21 protein-coding genes and 1 pseudogene are annotated in these 19,941 nt (G+C 58.1%); 4 read left to right on the top strand and 18 right to left on the bottom strand.

The features are described from left to right. Window positions 1-143: 143 nt before the first annotated feature. The 15 genes from AC0L7L_RS13690 to AC0L7L_RS13760 all read right to left on the bottom strand — a co-directional run bounded on the left by AC0L7L_RS13690 (window position 144) and on the right by AC0L7L_RS13760 (window position 13,347). A complete protein-coding gene (locus tag AC0L7L_RS13690) occupies window positions 144-548 on the bottom strand; it encodes a PAAR-like domain-containing protein (RefSeq protein WP_272212550.1) in 405 nt (134 codons plus the stop codon). After that, window positions 545-1,630 carry a DUF2169 family type VI secretion system accessory protein gene (locus AC0L7L_RS13695; RefSeq protein WP_272212551.1) on the bottom strand — a complete coding sequence of 362 codons (1,086 nt, stop codon included), beginning with the start codon at window positions 1,628-1,630 and terminating at the stop codon, window positions 545-547. The genes AC0L7L_RS13690 and AC0L7L_RS13695 overlap by 4 nt, the downstream gene beginning before the upstream one ends. Then, entirely contained in the window at window positions 1,630-2,094 is a 465-nt protein-coding gene (locus AC0L7L_RS13700) for a hypothetical protein (RefSeq protein ID WP_473509569.1), read from the bottom strand. The genes AC0L7L_RS13695 and AC0L7L_RS13700 overlap by 1 nt, the downstream gene beginning before the upstream one ends. Beyond that, window positions 2,042-2,707, bottom strand: coding sequence for a Tle-like phospholipase domain-containing protein (locus tag AC0L7L_RS13705; RefSeq protein ID WP_473509571.1), 666 nt, complete (start codon window positions 2,705-2,707; stop codon window positions 2,042-2,044). Before AC0L7L_RS13705 ends, AC0L7L_RS13700 begins: the two co-directional genes overlap by 53 nt. A gap of 77 nt (window positions 2,708-2,784) precedes the next feature. Further along, a protein-coding gene (locus AC0L7L_RS13710) for an IS3 family transposase (RefSeq protein ID WP_272209663.1) occupies window positions 2,785-3,871 on the bottom strand; the annotation gives its coding sequence in 2 pieces (ribosomal slippage) (window positions 2,785-3,616 and window positions 3,615-3,871; 1,089 coding nt in all). A gap of 34 nt (window positions 3,872-3,905) precedes the next feature. After that, on the bottom strand, window positions 3,906-4,517 hold the full coding sequence (locus AC0L7L_RS13715) for a hypothetical protein (RefSeq protein WP_473509573.1): 612 nt from the start codon (window positions 4,515-4,517) through the stop codon (window positions 3,906-3,908). Beyond that, complete coding sequence (locus AC0L7L_RS13720) at window positions 4,507-5,445, bottom strand: hypothetical protein (protein WP_473509575.1); 939 nt, start codon at window positions 5,443-5,445, stop codon at window positions 4,507-4,509. Before AC0L7L_RS13720 ends, AC0L7L_RS13715 begins: the two co-directional genes overlap by 11 nt. After that, a complete protein-coding gene (locus AC0L7L_RS13725; protein WP_473509577.1) occupies window positions 5,442-6,917 on the bottom strand; it encodes a Tle-like phospholipase domain-containing protein in 1,476 nt (491 codons plus the stop codon). The genes AC0L7L_RS13720 and AC0L7L_RS13725 overlap by 4 nt, the downstream gene beginning before the upstream one ends. Continuing rightward, window positions 6,907-7,782: a hypothetical protein gene (locus AC0L7L_RS13730; protein WP_473509579.1), complete on the bottom strand. Its 876-nt coding sequence runs from the start codon at window positions 7,780-7,782 to the stop codon at window positions 6,907-6,909. Before AC0L7L_RS13730 ends, AC0L7L_RS13725 begins: the two co-directional genes overlap by 11 nt. Further along, the gene (locus AC0L7L_RS13735) at window positions 7,779-8,180 is read right to left on the bottom strand and encodes a hypothetical protein (RefSeq protein ID WP_473509581.1); all 402 of its coding nucleotides are present in this window, start codon (window positions 8,178-8,180) and stop codon (window positions 7,779-7,781) included. The genes AC0L7L_RS13730 and AC0L7L_RS13735 overlap by 4 nt, the downstream gene beginning before the upstream one ends. Before the next feature lie 185 nt (window positions 8,181-8,365). Further along, window positions 8,366-9,043 carry an ankyrin repeat domain-containing protein gene (locus AC0L7L_RS13740; protein ID WP_272212562.1) on the bottom strand — a complete coding sequence of 226 codons (678 nt, stop codon included), beginning with the start codon at window positions 9,041-9,043 and terminating at the stop codon, window positions 8,366-8,368. Next, window positions 9,040-9,441, bottom strand: coding sequence for a hypothetical protein (locus tag AC0L7L_RS13745; RefSeq protein WP_473509583.1), 402 nt, complete (start codon window positions 9,439-9,441; stop codon window positions 9,040-9,042). Before AC0L7L_RS13745 ends, AC0L7L_RS13740 begins: the two co-directional genes overlap by 4 nt. Next, entirely contained in the window at window positions 9,431-10,306 is an 876-nt protein-coding gene (locus tag AC0L7L_RS13750) for a hypothetical protein (RefSeq protein ID WP_473509585.1), read from the bottom strand. Before AC0L7L_RS13750 ends, AC0L7L_RS13745 begins: the two co-directional genes overlap by 11 nt. Window positions 10,307-10,314: 8 nt before the next feature. Beyond that, on the bottom strand, window positions 10,315-12,381 hold the full coding sequence (gene tssI, locus AC0L7L_RS13755) for a type VI secretion system tip protein TssI/VgrG (protein ID WP_272212566.1): 2,067 nt from the start codon (window positions 12,379-12,381) through the stop codon (window positions 10,315-10,317). 33 nt (window positions 12,382-12,414) lie between these two features. Beyond that, on the bottom strand, window positions 12,415-13,347 hold the full coding sequence (locus AC0L7L_RS13760) for a hypothetical protein (RefSeq protein ID WP_272211156.1): 933 nt from the start codon (window positions 13,345-13,347) through the stop codon (window positions 12,415-12,417). Between the two features lie 121 nt (window positions 13,348-13,468). Here AC0L7L_RS13760 and AC0L7L_RS13765 point away from each other — a divergent pair, with 121 nt between their 5' ends. Then, window positions 13,469-14,011 (top strand): SMI1/KNR4 family protein, encoded by a 543-nt coding sequence (locus tag AC0L7L_RS13765; RefSeq protein WP_272212570.1) that lies wholly within the window; start codon window positions 13,469-13,471, stop codon window positions 14,009-14,011. Window positions 14,012-14,020: 9 nt separating this feature from the next. Here the strand turns inward: AC0L7L_RS13765 and AC0L7L_RS13770 are convergent. Beyond that, window positions 14,021-14,149: pseudogene (locus AC0L7L_RS13770) on the bottom strand (IS5/IS1182 family transposase); the annotation flags it as partial. Window positions 14,150-14,896: 747 nt separating this feature from the next. Between AC0L7L_RS13770 and glpD the strand changes: the two are divergent. Continuing rightward, window positions 14,897-16,426 (top strand): glycerol-3-phosphate dehydrogenase, encoded by a 1,530-nt coding sequence (glpD, locus tag AC0L7L_RS13775; protein ID WP_473509588.1) that lies wholly within the window; start codon window positions 14,897-14,899, stop codon window positions 16,424-16,426. Between the two features lie 30 nt (window positions 16,427-16,456). Then, window positions 16,457-17,947: a glycerol kinase GlpK gene (gene glpK / locus AC0L7L_RS13780; RefSeq protein WP_272212572.1), complete on the top strand. Its 1,491-nt coding sequence runs from the start codon at window positions 16,457-16,459 to the stop codon at window positions 17,945-17,947. Between the two features lie 6 nt (window positions 17,948-17,953). Here the strand turns inward: glpK and AC0L7L_RS13785 are convergent, their stop codons facing one another. Beyond that, window positions 17,954-18,448 (bottom strand): GNAT family N-acetyltransferase, encoded by a 495-nt coding sequence (locus tag AC0L7L_RS13785; protein WP_272212573.1) that lies wholly within the window; start codon window positions 18,446-18,448, stop codon window positions 17,954-17,956. A gap of 122 nt (window positions 18,449-18,570) precedes the next feature. Continuing rightward, the gene (locus AC0L7L_RS13790; RefSeq protein ID WP_473509591.1) at window positions 18,571-19,146 is read right to left on the bottom strand and encodes a PAS and helix-turn-helix domain-containing protein; all 576 of its coding nucleotides are present in this window, start codon (window positions 19,144-19,146) and stop codon (window positions 18,571-18,573) included. 81 nt (window positions 19,147-19,227) lie between these two features. On the opposite strand from AC0L7L_RS13790, the gene AC0L7L_RS13795 reads away from it, so the two are divergent. Continuing rightward, window positions 19,228-19,941, top strand: coding sequence for a CoA transferase subunit A (locus AC0L7L_RS13795; protein ID WP_272212575.1), 714 nt, complete (start codon window positions 19,228-19,230; stop codon window positions 19,939-19,941).

Here is a 19,941-nt window from a genome sequence, read left to right on the forward strand (position 1 = left end):
GATCACCGAGGTTATCGAGCGGCACTACGCGCGGTGGCAGCCCCTGAAACTCCGCTCGGTCCGCCGAATGCCGGCGCGCGCAGAGGTGCTGGAAACGAGACCGCTGCTGCAGTGATCGGGATGCAGTTGATGTTCCGTCGCGCTCACACATCATCATAATTCAGCTTGCCGAGCGTGTTCGACGGTCCGTCGGGACCGGCGCAGTTCATCTCGTAGACACAGTTGTCCTGCAGAACCTGATGGCCCTCGACCAGAAAGCTCGACTTGTTGGATTGCGGCCGGCACCAGCCGAGATTGACGCCGGACGACACCCCGCCGCCGGTGCCCGGCTCGTTGCCGGTCACTTTTTCGGTGCGGCTGGCCATGGTGAAAGCCTGATCGCCGCCGAAGCCGGTCTTGGAAATCGTCTTCGTGCTCCATTCCAGTTTCGAGACGATCATATAGGGCACCGGCACCATTTTCGGGCCGCGCGGCGTCAGGCACACGCAGGGCGAAAGGCAGACGATGTTGTTGGATTTCGATGTGTTGCGGGCTGCACTGCGGCTCATGATGGCTCCTTTCTGAGGGCGTGCGGCAGAACCTCGATCGCCGTCACATCATCGGGGTTTTCAATCGCCATCCGCCAGACCAGCGTCATTTGATGTTTTTCCGGGGCCGGATCGGCGATATCGCAATGGACGGTATCGAGCCGCAGAACGAGGGTCCGGTCGTCGGCATTGGCATAGCGCACAACGGCCTTCAGCCCGCCTTCCGGCAGGAAAAACCGATAGGGCTCCGGGTCGTGACGCATGCCGTGGACGGTGATCTGTTCCATGCCGGTGAAGAACGGCTTGAACTGCAAGGCTTGCGGCGCGGCATTCCAGAAGCCGTAATCATAATCTTCCGGCATGCGCGGATGGCGTTCGCGCTGCCAGGCATCGTCAAAGGTGCCGGCGAGCGCAAGACGCGGCTGCCAGGATTTCGTCAGCGGGCCGACCCCGCAGACGGTTATCTCCTCGCCCGGAGCCCAGGCGGCGAATTCGCCGGCGAGGCCGATCTGCGGCGCAGGCAATGCCTCGTCCGCCTCCAGAAGATAATCGCTGACCATGCCGCGCCCGATCGGGTTGAACACATGCGCGTCTTCGCTTTCGTGATCGATCCTCACCGTGCCGCCATAGGCGCGTTCATAGACGAGCGGCACTTGCGTAACCGGCATTGCGTCAGAAAGCTGCCAGCGCTTGCCGCCTTTTGCCGTCTCCGGCTCCATCAGCCGCTCGCCGAACACATGAAAGCCGTGGCTGCCGATGACCTCGGGCGCCGCGCCATCCTCCGTGGGCCGGGCGATATCCACCCGCACCGGCCAACTCGCAAGCTGCTTTTCCTCCGGCGAGCGGGCAATGGCGGAAAAGGTCAGATCGGTTTTCGGCTTGAACGGCGCGATCTCGCTTTCGGCTTTCAGCGACGAGACATTCGCCTCACCGTAAAACGCATCCGAAAGCGCCATCTCCGGCTGCGCCTTCGGCAGCACCGCGCGTCTGCCCTCGTCTATTTCGAACACTGCCCGCACCACCAGCACCCCCATCTCACTGCCGTCCAGATACCAGTGGCGGAAGAACAGGCACGGAAAGGGAAGCGAGATTTGGGGGATCATTATTCTGAATCCAGATATTGTTCGAAGGTCGCGATCACATAATCCATGCCGTGATAGGTCGTTGAAATGCCGAAGAGGTCCAGAAGATAGGAAAATTCAACGGCGAACATCGCAAGTGCAGGGCCTACCGTCGGAAGAACGACCTGCGCGTCAAGGAAACCTCTATAATCCTTGACGACGGATCTCGTTCTGTCCTGGGCCATCTTGCCGAGAAGATCGCCGAACGTGAACTTGCCATAGACCCATGGCTGATAGGATGTGTTCGGGCCGGCCGGTGGCACTTTTATCTTCGAATTAGCGTTTACCGCGTCTTCCACCCAGCCGGGAATGCGGGCGCCAAGCAGGTTGAGCGCCTGCGGCAGCGAGGCTGCACTATTCAGGATACCGTCCAGCGCAAGGGTCAGGCGGAAGTTATTGGCAAGGGCGGCGGGAAAGACGGTCTGTTCGGTGATCGGCCAGACCACGGGCAGTTTCTCGCCTTTTGCGGGCGGCTGCCATGACGGGACGATCTGCTGGCCGATGCCGCCGGTCGACAGCACGACGGGCCGCGTCTGCGGCGGGTCGCTTGAAGGTCCGGGACTGATGCCCTTCCTCGGGACGAGAATTGCCGGCCGGCATCGGAAAGCCGTCGATATTCGCCTCTGCCTTGGCCCATCGCAAAATGGCGCCGAGAAACGGCAATTGCCCGGCGCGGGTTTCGATCGTCGTCAGGATTTCATCGCGCGCACCGAAAGCGTTGATCGTCGCCTCGCCGATCGAGGCGGGTTTGACTGTTGCGGAATTGAGGCCGGCCGCGTTGAAGGTGTGGCAGAGTGTGGTGATGTCGATGTGATAATAATGCTCAACAATCGTCGCGGCTGCACTAGCCAGTCCGCCGCCGAGCGAATGTCCGGCAATGTTCAAGCGTCGGTCTTGTCCCGATTTGATCTTATCCGCAACAGTCGTACGCGCGTAAACAGTTGCTTTCTTATATTGCTCGCTTGGTTTCCCCAATCCCTGCTCAACATTGTTGGCCCAGTCGCCATTCGGCCCGCCGAGAAAGATCAGTTGCAGGCTCGCCTGATAGGGAACGCCCAAGAGCCGAAACGCGCCGGAACTGTTCAGAAGCGTGATGGGGTAATCCTCCCCTTTTTAACGGGGCTTTTTGGTAGAATTCACGCAGCCATTTTCAGTTTCTGTGCGGGTGTCATTCCGCCGATGCCCATATTGGGTCGCTCGTTGTTATAGCTCCATAACCATTGTGTGGCGAACGCCTGCGCCTCTTCGATACTCTCGATGATGTATTGGTCAAGCCATTCGTGTCGTACTGTCCGGTTGTAGCGTTCGACATAAGCGTTCTGCTGCGGCTTTCCAGGCTGGATGTAATTCAGCGCAATGCCCTGATTTTCAGCCCAGTCCATAAGCCTTCCACTGACATATTCCGGGCCATTGTCAACACGTATTGCCAGCGGTTTGCCGCGCCACTCAATGATCTGGTTCAGGCTACGGATGACACGCTCCGCAGGTAGAGAGAAATCGACCTCAATGCCAAGCCCCTCACGGTTAAAGTCATCCAGAACATTCAAAAGCCGAAACTGCCGGCCATCGGCCAGCCGATCCGCCATAAAGTCCATGGACCAGACCGCGTTCGGCGTTGTCGGGACATTGAGTGTATCCGGTTTTTCCCGTTTCAGCCGCCGGCGTGGCTTGATCCTGAGGTTCAGCTCAAGCGCGCGGTAGATGCGATAAACACGCTTATGATTCCAGCGCCGTCCCTGTACGTTCCGCAGATAGAGAAAACAAAGGCCAAAGCCCCAGTTCTTCTTTGCCTGCGTCAAGCCGGTCAGAAGATCGGCGATCTGTTCATTCTCATCATTGCGTTTGCCTTTGTATCGGTAGCAAGTTTCGCTGACACCGAACGTTCGGCAGGCAAGTGCTATGCTCACCCCACGTATCGCCACGGCTTGCGCGGCCACCTCCCGGCGTAGAGATGGCCGCGTCATTTTTTCCCAAAGCCTCTTTCAGCAGTTCGGTTTGCATGCTCATCTCCGCATACATCTTTTTCAGACGGCGGTTCTCGTCTTCCAGCGCTTTCATCTGGCTGATCATCGACGCATCCATGCCGCCATATTTGGCCCGCCATTTATAAAAACTCGCTGAACTCATCCCGTGCTCCCGGCAAAGTTCAGGCACAGGAACGCCACCTTCTGCCTGACGCAGAATGCCAATAATCTGTGCTTCGCTAAATCTCGTCTTTTTCATCAAAATCTCCTCAGTCATAAAACCCGAGAAAATTCTACTTTTGAAGCCCATTATTTTTCGGGGGGATTACCATGGGAATGAAGTTGTCGGCGATCAGTTCCTTTCGGCTCTTGCCCTTCAGTCGCTTGTCCATGGCAAACATGATCTCGCCGCCGGGATATTGCCTTTCCAGCACGTCCTGGAGATCGATCACCGGCGTCTCGCCAGCACCATGGGTGATCTTGAGGATGATGCAAAAGGCGAAATCGCGCATGTCATCGAAATCGGTCCCGCGAAACACCAGCGTCGGCGGGCAGACATCGGTCTTGCTGTTCGGGTCGTAACCCTTCACCTTGTAGAGCTTGGCGACAAGCCCGGTAATGGCCTGTTCGTTCAGGTGATCCCATTCTTCCCAGTTTTTTTCCGCCTCGGCGATCTTGTCGGGATAGAGCGTCGAAAAACCACCCGTCGGTGGTGGGTCCTTGTAGACAAGCTTGCACAGATAGGCCGCTTGTCTCCGACAGGTCTTTGGGTTGCCGTGCCCGTGGATCACTGTGGTGTTGGCCGTATCCGGGGGGATGGGCGGAATATCGATCTTAGGCGGGATGATATGGTCGGTGTCCCGCATGGGCGGAATCTTGACCACATGCTGCTGGTCATTTGGCATTCTCAACCTCCTTCCAGGGGATCGGTCCGCCGAATATGTCTTGCGTGTTCTGATCCGGAGGATAGTTGGGAAACCTCTTTAGTGCGCGCAGCGCGATATTGCGATACTCCCTGCTAACCTTGTCTTTTCTTTGAGTATATCCTGCGATGGCATTCATGAAGTTCTGCAACTTCAGCATTGAAACATTGCTGAAATAACCTTGATCGAGTAGCCAATTCATAAGTTTGAATGACTCGTCTGTGCCCGACATATCCCCGATGGTACTTATAGCCGTTTCACCTGATTTGTCTTCAGCCCAAGGATCCGCCCCAGCCTTCAGCAGGATTTTGACGCCGTCATAATTGCCGATCAGCCCGACTTGCTCGACAAACCAGTTCCCTTGATCACCAGGTAGCTGAACATTCGCCTTGCCGCCGTGCTTGAGATAGCTCTCGATCATGCGGTTTTCGAAATCGAAGCCCTGCACGGGCCCGGAACTCGGGCCGGGCATTGTCAGATAGTAAACAAAATTTCTGGCGGAGCCTGTCGACGGCCGGTCGATCATGTAGGGATCGGCCCCCGCGGCCAGCAGCGTATCGATCGCCTGAAGATTATGGGCGCCAAGCGCCAGAAACAGCATGGTGATCTCGTCGCCGTAGCGTTGATCGACACCCTCTGGCAAAGCCTTCACCTCGGCCTCGGAAATCGCATCGCCGCGCTCGATCTGCTGCGCCAGGCGATACGGCTGTTCGCCATAGGGAAGGATCAATCTGTTGGAAAGCGGCGTATCCGGAGAACTCTCGATCATGTCCTGCTCCGTTCGATAGGTTTCGTATTTGCCATAGCCCCACCAGACGAGAGGCGTGACGATAACGGCAAAGGCCGCGAACACGACCGCATAAAATCGCCTGATCGAAGCTTGTTTCTTCTCGGTCGACGGCGTGGTCATGGCGTCTTGCCCTTTTCGAGAAGACGATGCTCATAGGCCGCGATCACATAATCCATGCCGTGATAGGCGACGGACTGGCCGGTGATTTGCTGAAGGGCTGCGAGTTCCGGGCCGGCGTCCTTCAGGAAGAGCCGGGCGGCCTCTTCATACATCCGCCAGACGAACGCAGTCTTATCCTGCTCGACAAGCTCTTCGACCGCCTTGTCGCGGTATGTCCTGTCCATGTATTGCAGCAGATTGTTGATCGCCTGACCTGGCGAGGCCGAGGACATCAGAAGATCGTTGAGTTTGGTAATGGTGGCGAAATCATTCGGGCGCGGCAGAACCAGCGTTTCCTGCGGCAGCGGCCAGAGCACGGGAAGCGGTTTGGCATTGGCGATGTCTTCGGTCAGTTCGTAAGGGGGCATGCCAATGAGATTGCCAAGCGCGGGCGGCAGGCCGGTCTCGTTTATTTCCGCCCGTGCCCAGTTGAACACCGCACCGATGACCGGAACCGTATTGGCCTTGCTCTGCAGGGTCGTCAGGATTTCGTTGTTGACGTAAAAGGCATTGACGCTGGCGCTGGTTGCCGGTGCTATCGTGTTTGGGTGTACGCCCGCCGCGTTGAAGGTCGTGCCGTGAATGTCGATTTCTGGAACTTTTTGTTCCAGTACGGCACAAGTGGCGGCAGCCAAGCCACCGCCAAGTGAATGTCCGGCGACTTCTAATCTCCGATCCTGTCCCGGCTTTATTTTATCTTGTGCCAACTGCAAACCGTACTCTATCGCCCGCTTATACTGTCGACTTCCATGACCCAACCCCTGCTGAATATTGTTATTCCAGTCGCCATCGGGCTTGCCGAAATATTCCAGCTTGTACCCAACAGAAACCGGCAGGGGAAACCCCTTGGTCGCACCGGGAAGGCGCAGCCATTCGCTGTTGTCGATGATGGTGGTCGGAACATAGCCATCGGCGAGCGTCTGTTTGCGCGTGGCGTCGCCAAAGGAGATTTGATAGTAAGGCGGCGTCGGCTGCACCAGGATGAAGATCGGGCCGATATCGTAGACCTCAAGCGTCACCCCGACCTTGAGGCCGCGAAAATCGTCGAAATCCGTACCGCGAAACACCAGCGTCGGCGGGCAGACATCGGTTTTCTTGTCCGGATCGTAGCCCTTGACCTTGAAAAGGCGTGCGACAAGGCCGCTGTCTGTCTGAAGGTTCAGGCTGTCCCAGGTTTCCCAGCGCTTGTCGACTTCGGCCATTTCCTTTTCGAAGACGGTATGGAAACCACCAGACGGTGGCGGGTCCTTGTAGACATATTTCGACAGATAGCAGGCCTGCCGCCAACACGGCCTCCAGTGCGCCCGGCCATGGATCACCGTGGTATTGGGCGTGTCCGGCGGCATGGGCGGAATATCGATCTTCGGCGGCGTGATGTTATCTGTATCCCGCATCGGCGGGATCCTAACCACGAAATCCTTGTCAGTCGGCATCTTGCACCTCCTGCCATGGAATCGGGCCACCGAAGAGGTCTCGGGTGTTCTGATCGGCAACATATTCAGGATTGCGCTTCAACACTCGGAGGCCGATCTTTCGATAGGCTAGACTGGTTTTGTCTCCGCGTTGTGTATAGAGCGCTACTGCTCCTATAAAATGTTGTAAATCAGGTTGCTGAACGTGGTCAAAATACCCTCTGTCAATCAGATAATTCAGCAATTCAAACGAGTCGGGCTTTCCTTCGTGAGCAATAGTATCCATAGCTGTGCTATTTCTATTGTCCGCCGCCCAGGGATCAGCCCCGGCTTTGAGCAATATTTTCACACCTTCGTAATTCTCGATCAGCGCCACATCCTCTATGAGCCAGGCACCCTCGCTGCCAAGCATCTGGATATTGGCCTTGCCGCCATGTTTGAGATAGCTCTCGATCAGCCTGTTCATGAAATCGAAGCCCTGAACCGGCCCTGCACTCGGACCTGGCTCCCCAAGATACCAGACGAAATTGCGTGTCGACCCCTGCGAGGGTCGATCGACAATATAAGGATCGGCGCCGGCCGCCAGCAGCGTGTCGATAGCCTGCAGATTGTGCGCCTGAAGCGCCAGAAACAGGAAGGTGATCTCCTCGCCATAGCGCTTGTTGACGCCGCCCGGTAGCGCCTCGACGTCGCGCGCGCTGATATGTTCGCCGCGCTCGATCCTCTGCGCCAGATGGTAGACATCCTCGCCATACGGCTTGAACAGCCGGTCGGCGGTATAGGTCGGTTCCGCATTCATATCCAAGATCCTTCCATAGCCATACAGACCCGCGACAACGAGGCAGACGAGAACAACAGTCTTGATGAGAAACCGGCGGCGGGTCATGGACAACCTCCTGCCAAGCCGCGAAACACCAGCGTTGGCGGGCAGATATCAGTCTTCTTGTCCGGATCATAGCCCTTGACCTTGTAGAGCCGCGCAACAAGGCCGCTCTTTTGCTGGTTGTTCAGGCCGTCACTCCAAGGTTCCCAGTGCTTATCGACCTTTGCCATCTCCTTCCCGAATACTGTATGGAAACCGCCGGAAGGTGGCGGGTCCTTGTAGATGAATTTGGACAGATAACAGGCCTGCCGCCAGCACGGCTTCCAGGACGCGCGACCATGAACAGCGGTCGTGTTGGGCGTGTCCGGGGGGATGGGCGGAATGTCGATCTTCGGCGGCGTGATGTTGTCGGTATCCCGCATCGGCGGGATCTTCACCACAAAGTCCTTGTCAGTCGGCATTCTCGACCTCCTGCCACGGGATAGCCCCCTGAAACAAGCGTTCTGTCGAAGCGTCTGGAGAATAACTGGGGTTTCGTTTGAGAACACGTAATCCCACTTGCTGATTTCGAAGACTGGTCGCATCACCGCGCGGCAAATATGCAGATAAGTAAGCCATGAAATTTCGAAGCTTGCTAAGATCAACGTCATCGAAATAACCCTGATCTATTAGGAAATTCAGCATTTCGAATGATTTTTTTCGCCTCACTCGCAACGATGCTCATTGCTGTATCGCCGCCGCCATCCTCTGCCCACGGATCGGCCCCGGCCCTAAGCAGGATTTTTACTCCTTCGTAGTTTTCTGACAACGCAACCTGCTCGATCAGCCATTCTCCTCCATTCCCAAGAAGCTGAACATTGGCCTTGCCACCATGTTTGAGATAGCTCTGGATCATCCGATTTTCGAAGTCGTAACCATGAACCGGCCCAGTGATTGGTCCCCGCATGGTCAGGTAGTACACGAAATTCCGCTCTGATCCCTGCGACGGACGGTCGACCATATAGGGGTCGGCGCCTGCCGCCAGCAGCGTGTCGATGGCCTGTAGATTGTGCGCCTGAAGCGCCAGAAACAGGAAGGTGATCTCCTCGCCATAGCGCTTGTTGACGCCGCCCGGTAACGCCTCGACGTCGCGCGTGCTGATATGCCCGCCGCGCTCGATCCTCTGCGCCAGATGGTAGACATCCTCACCGTACGGCTTGAACAGCCGGTCGGCGGTATAGGTCGGTTCCGCATTCATATCCAAAATCCTTCCATAGCCCCAAAGCCCCGCGAAGATGACGCAGGCGAGAACGACAAACTTGATGAGAAACCGGCGGCGGGTCATGGCTGTCTCCCAGCCGTGCCGCGAAACACCAGCGTCGGCGGGCAGACATCAGTCTTCTTGTGCGGATCATAGCCCTTGACCTTGTAAAGACGCGCGACGAGACCACTCTTTTGCTGGTTGTTCAGACTGTCACCCCAAGGTTCCCAGTGCTTGTCGACTTTCGCCATTTCCCTTTCGAAAACGGTGCTGAACCCACCCGCTGGCGGCGGGTCCTTGTAGATGAATTTCGACAGATAACAGGCCTGCCGCCAGCATGGCTTCCAGGTCGCGCGACCATGAACAGCGGTCGTGTTGGGCGTGTCCGGGGGGATGGGCGGAATATCAATCTTCGGCGGGGTGATGTTGTCGGTATCCCGCATCGGCGGAATCTTGACCACATGTTCCTGATTATTTGGCATTCTCCACCTCCTGCCAAGGGATGGGGCCACCGAAGAGCTCCTGCGTATTCTGGTCGGGTGGGTAGTCGGGATTGCGCTTCAGAACACGGAGAGCGATTTGTTGATTTGATAGGCTTCGGCTGTCTCCCCTCTGAGAATAAAGAGCTAGCGAGCTGAAAAAGCTTTTCAATTGAGCAGTTTTTATGTCCTGGAAGGATCCACTATCGACAAGTTCATTCAACAAGCTTATCGACTGTATGGTTCCCTCGTAAGCAATTTTATCCATTGCAGATTCGCCAGCATTGTCATCTGCCCAAGGGTTTGCTCTCGCCTTCAGCAATAACTTTACACCTTCATAGTTTTTAATCAGCGCAACCTGCTCGATCAGCCATTCGCCCCCATTGCCAAGAAGCTGCACATTGGCCTTGCCGCCATGTTTGAGGTAACTCTCGATCATTCGGTTTTCGAAATCGAAGCCTTGAACAGGACCGGAACTTGGTCCCGGCATGGTCAGGTAATAGACGAAATTTCGTTCCGATCCCTGCGATGGCCGGTCGACCATATAGGGGTCCGCGCCGGCTGCCAGAAGCGCGTCGATGGCCTGTAGATTGTGCGCCTGAAGCGCCAGAAACAGCATGGTGATTTCGTCGCCATAGCGCTCGTTGACGCCATCGGGGAGCGCCTCAATCTCACGCGCGCTGATATGTCCGCCGCGCTCGATCCTCTGCGCCAGATGGTAAACATCCTCGCCATAGGGCTTGAACAGCCGGTCGGCGGTATAGGTCGGTTCCGCATTCATATCCAAAATCCTTCCATAGCCCCACAGGCCCGCAAGGATGACGCAGGCGAGAACAACAAACTTGATGATAAACCGGCGACGGATCATGGCTGCACCTAGTTGACCTTCACGATGTCGGACAAAAGCTTGATCATCTGATCGAGGTTGTGACTGAGCTGCTTGCCATTAATGTGAATCGAGCCGTCGGAGTTGAGCACGATCACACTGTCGCCGCTCTTGAGGAGAATCCGCTTGCCGGCGGTGATCACCAGTTCCTCGCCGACATCGAGATAATAGCTCTTGAGGACGTTGACGGTCTTGGTGTTCTGGACCAGTTGAGAGTCATTATTGCCGATGCTCTCGTTCCGGTTCTTCTCGATGCTGACCTGCATCGACCCTTCGCCGGCCCCGGCTCCCTTGTCGCCAAGGCCGTAGGGGACGCCCGGAAGGCCGTCGATCATCCTGTCAGCGCCGGTGGGCGTGAACATGCCCTTCTGCGCCGGGCCGACATAAAGCGCCATATCGCCGCCGATCACCTCGGTATGATTGTTCTCGACCTCGATGCCCTTGTTGTGGCCGACGGACTGGACCCAGTTGTTGTTGATGCGTTCGGAGTGGTTGTTGTTGGTCTTTTCGTTGCGGTCTTTCTGGGCGTGGACATAGACTTCCTGCCGGTCGTTCTCGTCCTCAAATCTGAGTTCGTTATAGCCATTGCCCTTGTGGGTCTGGGATCGCCAGACGGTTCTGGTCTTGTTGTCGGGAAGCTTGTAGGGCGGCAGGTTGAGGGCGTTGTAGGAGCGTCCGGTGATGATCGGCTGGTCGGGGTCGCCGCCCATGTAACTGACGAGCACTTCCTGTTTGACCCGTGGCAGGATCACCTCGCCGAAAGTGCCGCCCGCCGAACTCGACGTCACCCGCGTCCAGACCGAGGAGTGCTCATTGTCTTTCGAGCGTCTGTCCCACGGATAGGAAAGTTTCACGCGGCCCCAGTCATCGCAGTAGATTTCCTCACCCTCCGGGCCGCTGACGGTTGCGATCTCCGGACCGTCGGCTTTCGGCTTCGGCTGTTTCGGCGGGGCGTAATTGAGGTCCGCCGGCATCGCCAGGAAGCGATTGGCATAGGTGGTGGCGCCCGCTCCGGCTTCTTCCTTCAGCGCCTGCGGCTGTTCGCCCACATGGGTGACGGTGAGAAGATGCCAGAAGACGTTGCAGTCCTCATTCGGATGCTCGGTGAGCCGGACCTTGCGGCCCGGCGTCAGCGCCGGCGCATTGGTGCGGCCTTCGCCGGTGGTGGCCTCGACGCGCACCGCCTCGATCTGTGTTTTGGTAAACGGCTTGCCGGCATTGTCGTATTTGTAGCCGCCCGGATAGTTGTAGAGATCGTAATCGCCTTTGGTGCCGTTATCGGCCTGGCGGTCGGCGCGATGCTCTTGGCTGTACCCCGGATTCGTGAAGAGACGCTCGCGCTGGGTGAAGCTCGTCGCCCGCAGGCGCTCGCGGAAGGTGAAGCTGCGGCAGAAGACGCCCTTCGCCACGCCGCCGGGATTGGCATTGTATTCGAGTTCCGGCATCTCCTTCAGCTTCGGCACGATCATCGGTGTATCGATGAAAGTCACCTGGTTCTGGCCGTTCTCGCCGGATGTGAAGAAGAACCAGATGCCTTCCTCGGCGGCGATGCGCCGGACGAAATCGAGATGGGTCTCGTTGTACTGGACGCAATATTCCCGCGCCACATGGGTGCCTTCGAGCACGAAGCGCATATCCTCGACGCGGCTTTCCTTCAGCACCTCGGCGATGATCTCGGGCACGCTCTTCTGCTGGAAGATGCGGCTGTCGGAGCCATGGGCGAGCCGGCCGAGCGCAGGCATGAGGACGACCGTGTAGAAGGTGCGGTGAAGCCCCTCGTCGCGGCGGGCCATGTCGGCGATGATGCCGGAGAAATGCCGGATGCCGGCATATTTGTGATGGATGGTCAGCGTCGCCGGTGTGTCGAGCAGGGCGTTGATATCGATTTTGGGATCGTCGGAAACGAGTTCGATCACCACCTCGGAAAGTTCGAACAGCTTTTCTTGCGCCGTAAACCCGTGAACAAGAAGTCCGGCATCCTTCAACGCCGGGGCCTCGAAGGTGAAGGCGATGTCCTGATCCTGAAAGAGGACCGGCATGTCGATGATCGCGTTCATGGTGATGTCCTTCCTGACGCGGGAGAGTTTGGCTCAAGACCGTGGGGATGGGGAAATGACGGGAAGGCCATTGGCGCCGATCCGGCCTGCCGCCTTCAGCACCTTGTAGGCGCGGCGGTAGCGGCGCGCCGATGTGTAGCTGAGCCCGATTCTGGCGCGCAGCGCCTCGCCCTTGGCCGCGCCGTTGTCCTTGCGCTTGCCCGACCAGTCATCGATCATCAGATCGAGAAAATCCCTGTCTGCCGGCGTCTGCGACAGGCGTTTTTCGACATAGAGCACCGCCCGCCGCTCGTCGGCCGCGACATTGGGCCTGCGACCGTGACGGGCGGAAAAATCCTCCGGCGTGAGCGTCAGCAGGTCGCCGAACCGCTCCGCCCACCATGCCGCACGGTCGTCATGCCAGGACAGGCCGAGCCGGTTACGCAGGTTCATCAGGATCTTGGTGTCGAAGGGCAGGAACGCATCGAGCTTCATGGGAAAATCGGCCCATTCGCGGATGAGCGCGGCAAGCGCCGGCGTCAGGACAACCTGCGGGCTGGTCTTGGGCCTGCCGATCTCGACGCCGCGCAGGATGGTGACGCCGAGATCCGTCTTCTGTTCGCGCCGGACCCTGAAGCGGGCTCCGTCGATATCGTCAACGATGCGCACCGGCTTTGCGAGCGCCGCGCGCCGCGCCCGCTCTTGACGGTCGCGGCCATCGACGATGCCGAGCCGCTTGCGAAATTTCTTCAACCGCACCAATCCGAGCGGCAGGCCGGAACGCTTCTTCGAGAAGCCATGGGCAAGCAGATGGTCGGCGAGTTCGCGCGTCAACACCGCTTCCGGCGTGCCTTGCGACCGATCTTCGGGATAACCGAGAAAGGTGAGAAAGCCGTGTCCGCTGTCAATCGCCTGCCGGCAGGCAAACACCCGTCCATCGATATCCGTGATCGGCGTAACTGTTTCCAGCATCGTCAAAGAGGACACACTAATATCCACTATCGCTAATATGACAGCAGAAATTTTACAACTTTAAGGGATGATGTCAATCATAGTCCGGCAAAATGCAACCAGAGTATGGTACGCGACCCTTCAGGAGGCGCAAAAGATGAGAACTGTTCAGGATATCGCCGGACAACTGGCCTTTGCGGACGACGCCTCCAGCGAGGCTTATCCCGTCGAATGCATCGCGGAATTCGAAGACATGATCGGAGCGCCGTTTCCCGATGATCTGCGCTGGTATCTCGAACATTTTGACGCGCGGAAACTGTGCGAGGGGCAACGCTCTCTGCGGCTTTACCTGGACGGCTATCACTATGTGGCCGACTTCGAGGGCCTGCCGGACATCACCAAAACCGGGAAACAGTATCATCAGCTCTGCCGCTTTGTGATGACCGAGACCTTGCCATATGACAGAAGATGCTATTTCCCGGTCGGTCGAGCCATGACAGCGACGATGAGCCTTTGTCTGTCGCTTCTCGTCAGCCTGCATCCGCTGAATGTCGGGACAGTCTGGGGCGTCAGCACACTTGTCGGACGCCACCCGCTTGAGCCGGTCCTTCTTGCGCAAGACTTCACGGCCTTTCTTCAGATGATTGAGCCAACCCGACTGCAGCAGGTAGAAGATGGCGTCCATCACCGCGCGAAGTGACGTCTTGCGCCGTCGGCCCCGCCGCGGCTGAGGCGGCATGAACGGCTCGACCATGCTCCATTCCCGGTCTGTCAGTTCGCTTCCGCAGCGCATCCGGCTTCTGTCATGGTGACGCCGGGAGGAGGGTGTCCAGGCCATTCGGTCTCTGCGTATTTGTCGCAAAATACAAAGAATCGGAAGGCCCCTTCACTCAACCCCATGCCACAAACGTCATTGTTGGACAGACACTCAGGTCATATACGAAACCTTTAGTGGCGAAGGTGATTCAGATCTGGAAACAATAGTGAAAATAGTCACCGCCATGGATCTAAAAATTTCCCTAAAGCAAAAACCAAAAGAGTAACCCTCACGATTTTTCTTATCCCACAAGCGACCATTTTTGGCCGAGCTCACCCCTGCAAGGAGATCAATCCGAGCTCCAAGCTGCTGTTCACTGAACCCGAATGAATCGGCGCTTCGGCAGGCCTTGCTTCCTCAGCACCCGGGATGGTTTACACCATCCATGCCAAACGGAGTGGCGACGCAAATCTGTTTGCTTTTTAAGAACTCGTTCCGAGCCAAAATAGCGCCGCCCCCAAACGGCGACTGATCGAACCATTCTCATTGCAAACAGCAGATAAAAAGCACCCATCGCGGCTCTCGGCACACAAAAAGCGCAAGTTAAATAGCCGAGAAGGTCAACCTACATGGCGTTTCACACAGGCGCTTTATTCTGAGAATAATGGAAAATCGCTGACGAAAATGGAACATCTATTTGTCCCTTTTCAACGTCGCTCGGAGATGTTGCGCTAAAAGCGAACATTTACGATCATAAAATTTGACTTTTCGAATATTTGCGCTCATCTTCAACTTGCCGATTATCAATAAACCACGGGGGCCTCCGCGATGACACGCGCCGCAAATCCAACCGAACCGGTCGACATCTTCGTCATCGGCGGCGGCGTCAATGGCGTTGGCATTGCCCGTGATGCCGCAGGGCGCGGCCTGACCGTTGCCCTTGCCGAGATGAACGATCTGGCTTCGGCGACGTCGTCGGCCTCGACAAAGCTCTTCCACGGCGGACTTCGCTACCTCGAATATTACGAGTTCCGGCTGGTGCGCGAGGCGCTGATCGAGCGCGAAGTGCTAATGAAGGCGATGCCGCATATATCGTGGCCGATGCGGTTCGTGCTGCCGCACCACAAAGGCCTGCGCCCATGGTGGTTGCTGAGGCTCGGCCTGTTCCTTTACGATCATCTCGGCGGCCGCAAGATCCTCCCGGCGACCCGCAGCCTTGACCTCAAAAGCGACACAGCCGGAAAACCGCTCAAAAGCGAATATCGGCGCGCATTTGAATATTCCGACTGCTGGGTGCAGGATGCCCGCCTCGTCAGCCTGATGGCGCGTGATGCCGCCGAACGCGGTGTCGATGTGAAGGTGCGCACCAAGGTCACGCACGCCGAACAGGTGAAGGCGCCCGGCAGCGACACCCCCTTGTGGAAAATCGATCTCGAAGATGAAAACGGCGCTCTTCCGTCTGTCAATGCCCGCGCGCTGGTTAATGCCGGTGGCCCCTGGGTTGCCGATGTCATCGCCGGCGCGCTCGGTATCAACAGCGCCGAGAAGGTCCGGCTGGTGCGCGGCAGCCATATCGTTACGAAAAAACTCTATGATCACGACCGCTGCTATTTCTTCCAGGGCGGCGACGGGCGGATCATCTTCGCCATTCCCTATGAGCAGGATTTCACGCTGATCGGCACCACCGACAAGGACCATCAGGGCCCTGCATCATCGGCCAAATGCACCGACGAAGAGGCGGACTATCTCTGCCGTTTCGCCTCGGACTATTTCGACACGCCGGTGACACGCGACGACGTAGTCTGGACCTATTCCGGTGTGCGGCCGCTTTACGATGACGGCGCCTCCTCGGCGACGGCAGCCACCCGCGATTATGTGCTCTCGCTGCGTGAAGAAGGTGCCCCGCTGCTCAGCGTTTTCGGCGGCAAGATCACCACCCACCGCAAGCTTGCCGAGGCCGCTATCCACAAGTTGTCCCCATTCTTTCCACAGGCTGGCGGTGCATGGACGGCGGGCAGCACATTGCCCGGCGGCGATTTTGCCGTGAGTGAAACGGCAGCGCTTCCTGAACGGCTTGCGCGCGACTATCCGTTCCTGAGCGAACCGCAGGCGTTGCGCCTGATCCGCACCTATGGCACCGATTGCTGGAAGATTTTTGGCAGTGCCGTCAAAACCGAAGACCTCGGTCGCGATTTCGGTGCGGGACTGTTCGAAGCCGAGGTGCGCTGGCTTGTTGACCATGAATTTGCCCGGCGGGCGGAGGATATCGTCTTCCGGCGTACCAAGTTCGGCCTGCGCATGAGCAGTGCTGAAATCGCAGCGCTCGATGCCTGGCTGGTGGAAATCGAGACTGCCTAAGTATAGACATTGACTGGGGAGGAGAAGCGCATGAGCCACATTCTGGCTATCGACCAGGGGACCACATCGAGCCGCGCGATCATATTCGATGCGAATATGCGGCTGGTTGCTTCCGCGCAGGAGGAGTTCCGGCAGTATTATCCGGCCTCGGGTCTCGTGGAACATGCGCCCGCCGACATCTGGTCAACCGTAGCGGCGACCTGCCGCGAGGCGATCGAGCGGGCAGATATCCATGCCACCGACATCGCCGCAATCGGCATCGCCAACCAGCGCGAGACAGCGCTGATATGGGACCGCAAGACCAGCCGGCCGATCCACAAGGCGATCGTGTGGCAGGACCGGCGCACCGCAGACACCTGCGCACGGCTGCGTGACGAAGGCCACGAGGCTTTCATCTCCTCGGCCACAGGCCTGATACTCGATCCCTATTTTTCAGCGACCAAGATCGCCTGGATGCTCGACAATGTCGAAGGCGCGCGGGCGCTGGCGGAAAAAGGCAGGCTCGCCTTTGGCACCGTCGACACCTACCTCATCTGGCGGCTGACCGACGGCAAATCCCACGTCACCGATGCCACCAATGCCGCGCGAACCATGCTCTACAACATCCGTGAAGGAAAATGGGATGAGGATATCTGCGCGCTCCTCAACATCCCGATGTCATTGCTGCCGGACGTGAAGGATTGCGCCGCCGATTTCGGTATGACCCGACAGGACCTTTTCGGACGTGAAATCCCGATCTACGGCGTTGCCGGCGACCAGCAGGCGGCCACCGTCGGTCAGGCCTGCTTCGAGCCCGGCATGATCAAATCGACTTATGGCACCGGCTGTTTTGCGTTGTTGAACACCGGCGACAAGCTGGTGAAGAGCGAAAACCGGATGCTTTCGACCATCGCCTACCAGCTCGACGGCAAGCCGACCTACGCTCTCGAAGGTTCGATCTTCATTGCCGGCGCCGTGGTGCAATGGCTACGCGACGGGCTGAAGGTGATCCGTCATGCGCGCGAGACCGATGCGCTGGCGAATGCTGCCGACCGCGAGCAGACGCTCTACATGGTGCCCGCCTTCACCGGCCTCGGCGCGCCCTATTGGGATGCGGAGTGCCGCGGCGCGATCTACGGCCTGACCCGCAATTCAGGGCCGGCGGAATTCGCCCGCGCCGCACTTCAAAGCGTCGGCTACCAGACGCGCGACCTGCTGGATGCGATGCACAGCGACTGGGGCAGCCACGATTCGGCAAATATTCTCAGGGTCGATGGCGGCATGAGCGCCAATGACTGGACCATGCAGTTTCTGGCCGACATTCTGGGCGTTCCCGTTGATCGTCCGCAAGTGGTCGAAACCACGGCTCTGGGAGCCGCCTGGCTTGCCGGCAGCCGCGCCGGGCTCTACCCCGGACGCGACGCGTTCACGTCATCCTGGGCCGTCGACCGGCAGTTCAAGCCGGCCATGGAAGAAGCGACCCGCGAACGGCTCTACAAGGGCTGGAAGAACGCGGTGCAGCGCACACTCGGGCCGATCTGAACGCTATCAGGCGTCAAACCGGTACTGCATCGTCACCAGATCAAGCCAGAGGCCGAACTTGGTGCCAACCTCCGGGTAACGACCGGTGTGGAAGAAGCCGAGCCGTTCATGCAGCGCGATCGACGCCTTGTTGTCGCCCTCGATCGCCGCGATCATGGCGTGGACGCCCGCCTGCCGCGCATGGGCAAGCAGCGCCTCCATGAGGAGGCGGCCCGCACCGGCACCACGGCAATCCTTGTGCACATAGACCGAGTGCTCGACCGTGTGGCGATAGCCATCGAACGGGCGCCAGTCACCATAGCTGGCATAGCCGATGACCGTGCCATCCTGCTCGGCCACCAGAACCGGAAATCCGCGCGCATGACGGGTTTCAAGCCAGGACTTGCGGTTTTCGAGATCAACAAGGATCTCGTTCCAGATCGCCGTGGAATGCAGAACGGCATCATTATAAATCTCAAGGATAGCCGGCAGATCGGCCGCCCCCGCGTCGCGTATCAGCATGGTATCGTTTTACCCCGAGGTCAGATGTCTCCTCCTGCAAAACAGCGATAGCAGAGGCGTAAAAACCCGAAAAGCACTATTCGGCGATCACTGAGCATTTGAGAAAATGCGCTTGACCGGCGCTACATGTCCGCCCCCTGCCCGCTTTCGGCGCTGTTGAGAAACCAGGCGAGCAACTCCGCGCTGTTGCGCAGGCCAAGCGCCCGCGTCATCCGCAACCGGTGCATTTCGATTGTTCGTCTGGAAAGACCCAGTTCCACGGCAATCGCCGCATTGGTCTTGCCCTGGGCAACCAGCGTGAGGATCTGGCGCTGACGGCCGGTCAGCACCGTATTGGCCGTGGAAACCGGCCGCGTGATCGGTTCGAAGCAATAAACGGCAGCGGCGAACGGGTCGTCGGTATTGTGCGAACGCCCCCGGACGCGGCACCAGAACCGGCGTCCGTCCGTGCCTGCCATGATACGCTCGTCATAATAGACCGCGCCGCCTGGCAGGTTGTCGCGCCACATTTCTCCAGTGCGCACGAAATCGTCAATGGCTGGATAAAGACGGGCAAAGCTCTTGTTGATGATCGCCGCGCGTTCATAGCCGAAAAGCGACGCGAACTCTTCGTTGCAATCACGGATCACGCGGTGGGTGGCAAACACCAACGGCACCGGTAGTTCGGACAGAGCGAAGGAGGGCTGGGTTGTGTTCATGTCGTATAAATACGACTCGAGCCAATGCCACTGCAAGCCTTATTCTGTTTTGACAAATTGCAACTTCTCTGGGAGGAGACCATGCGAAAAGTCTATCAATCGGCGACCGAGGCACTGGCCGGTCAGCTACGTGACGGAATGGTGATCATGTCAGGCGGCTTCGGCCTCTGCGGCATTCCCGAAGCGCTGATCGAAGCAGTCGAACAATCCGGCGCCCGGGATCTGACCGTGATTTCAAACAATGCAGGCGTTGACGGGATCGGCCTTGGCCGGCTTCTGGAAACCCGGCAGATCAAGAAAATGATCTCGTCCTATGTCGGCGAGAACAAGCTCTTCGCCGAGCAATATCTGGCGGGCGAACTGGAGCTCGAGTTCAACCCGCAAGGCACGCTCGCCGAGCGCATTCGCGCCGGCGGCGCCGGCATTCCTGCGTTTTTCACCAAGACCGGGGCCGGCACAATGATTGCCGAGGGCAAGGAAGTTCGGCGCTTTGATGGCGAGGACTTCATCATGGAGACCGGTCTCGTCGCCGATGTTGCGCTTGTTCATGCCTATAAGGGCGATCATGAAGGCAATCTCGTCTATCGCAAGACCGCGCGTAACTTCAATCCGGATATGGCAACAGCGGCCCGGCTGACGGTTGCCGAAGTGGAGCATCTGGTCGCGCCCGGCGAGATTGATCCCGACCATGTGCACACGCCCGGCATTTTCGTCTCCCGCATCGTCCATGTTCCCGATCCCGTAAAGCATATCGAAAAGCGCACCGTGCGCGAACGCAAGACGGAGGGCGCGTGA

Source organism: Martelella sp. K41-7 (assembly GCF_055808365.1).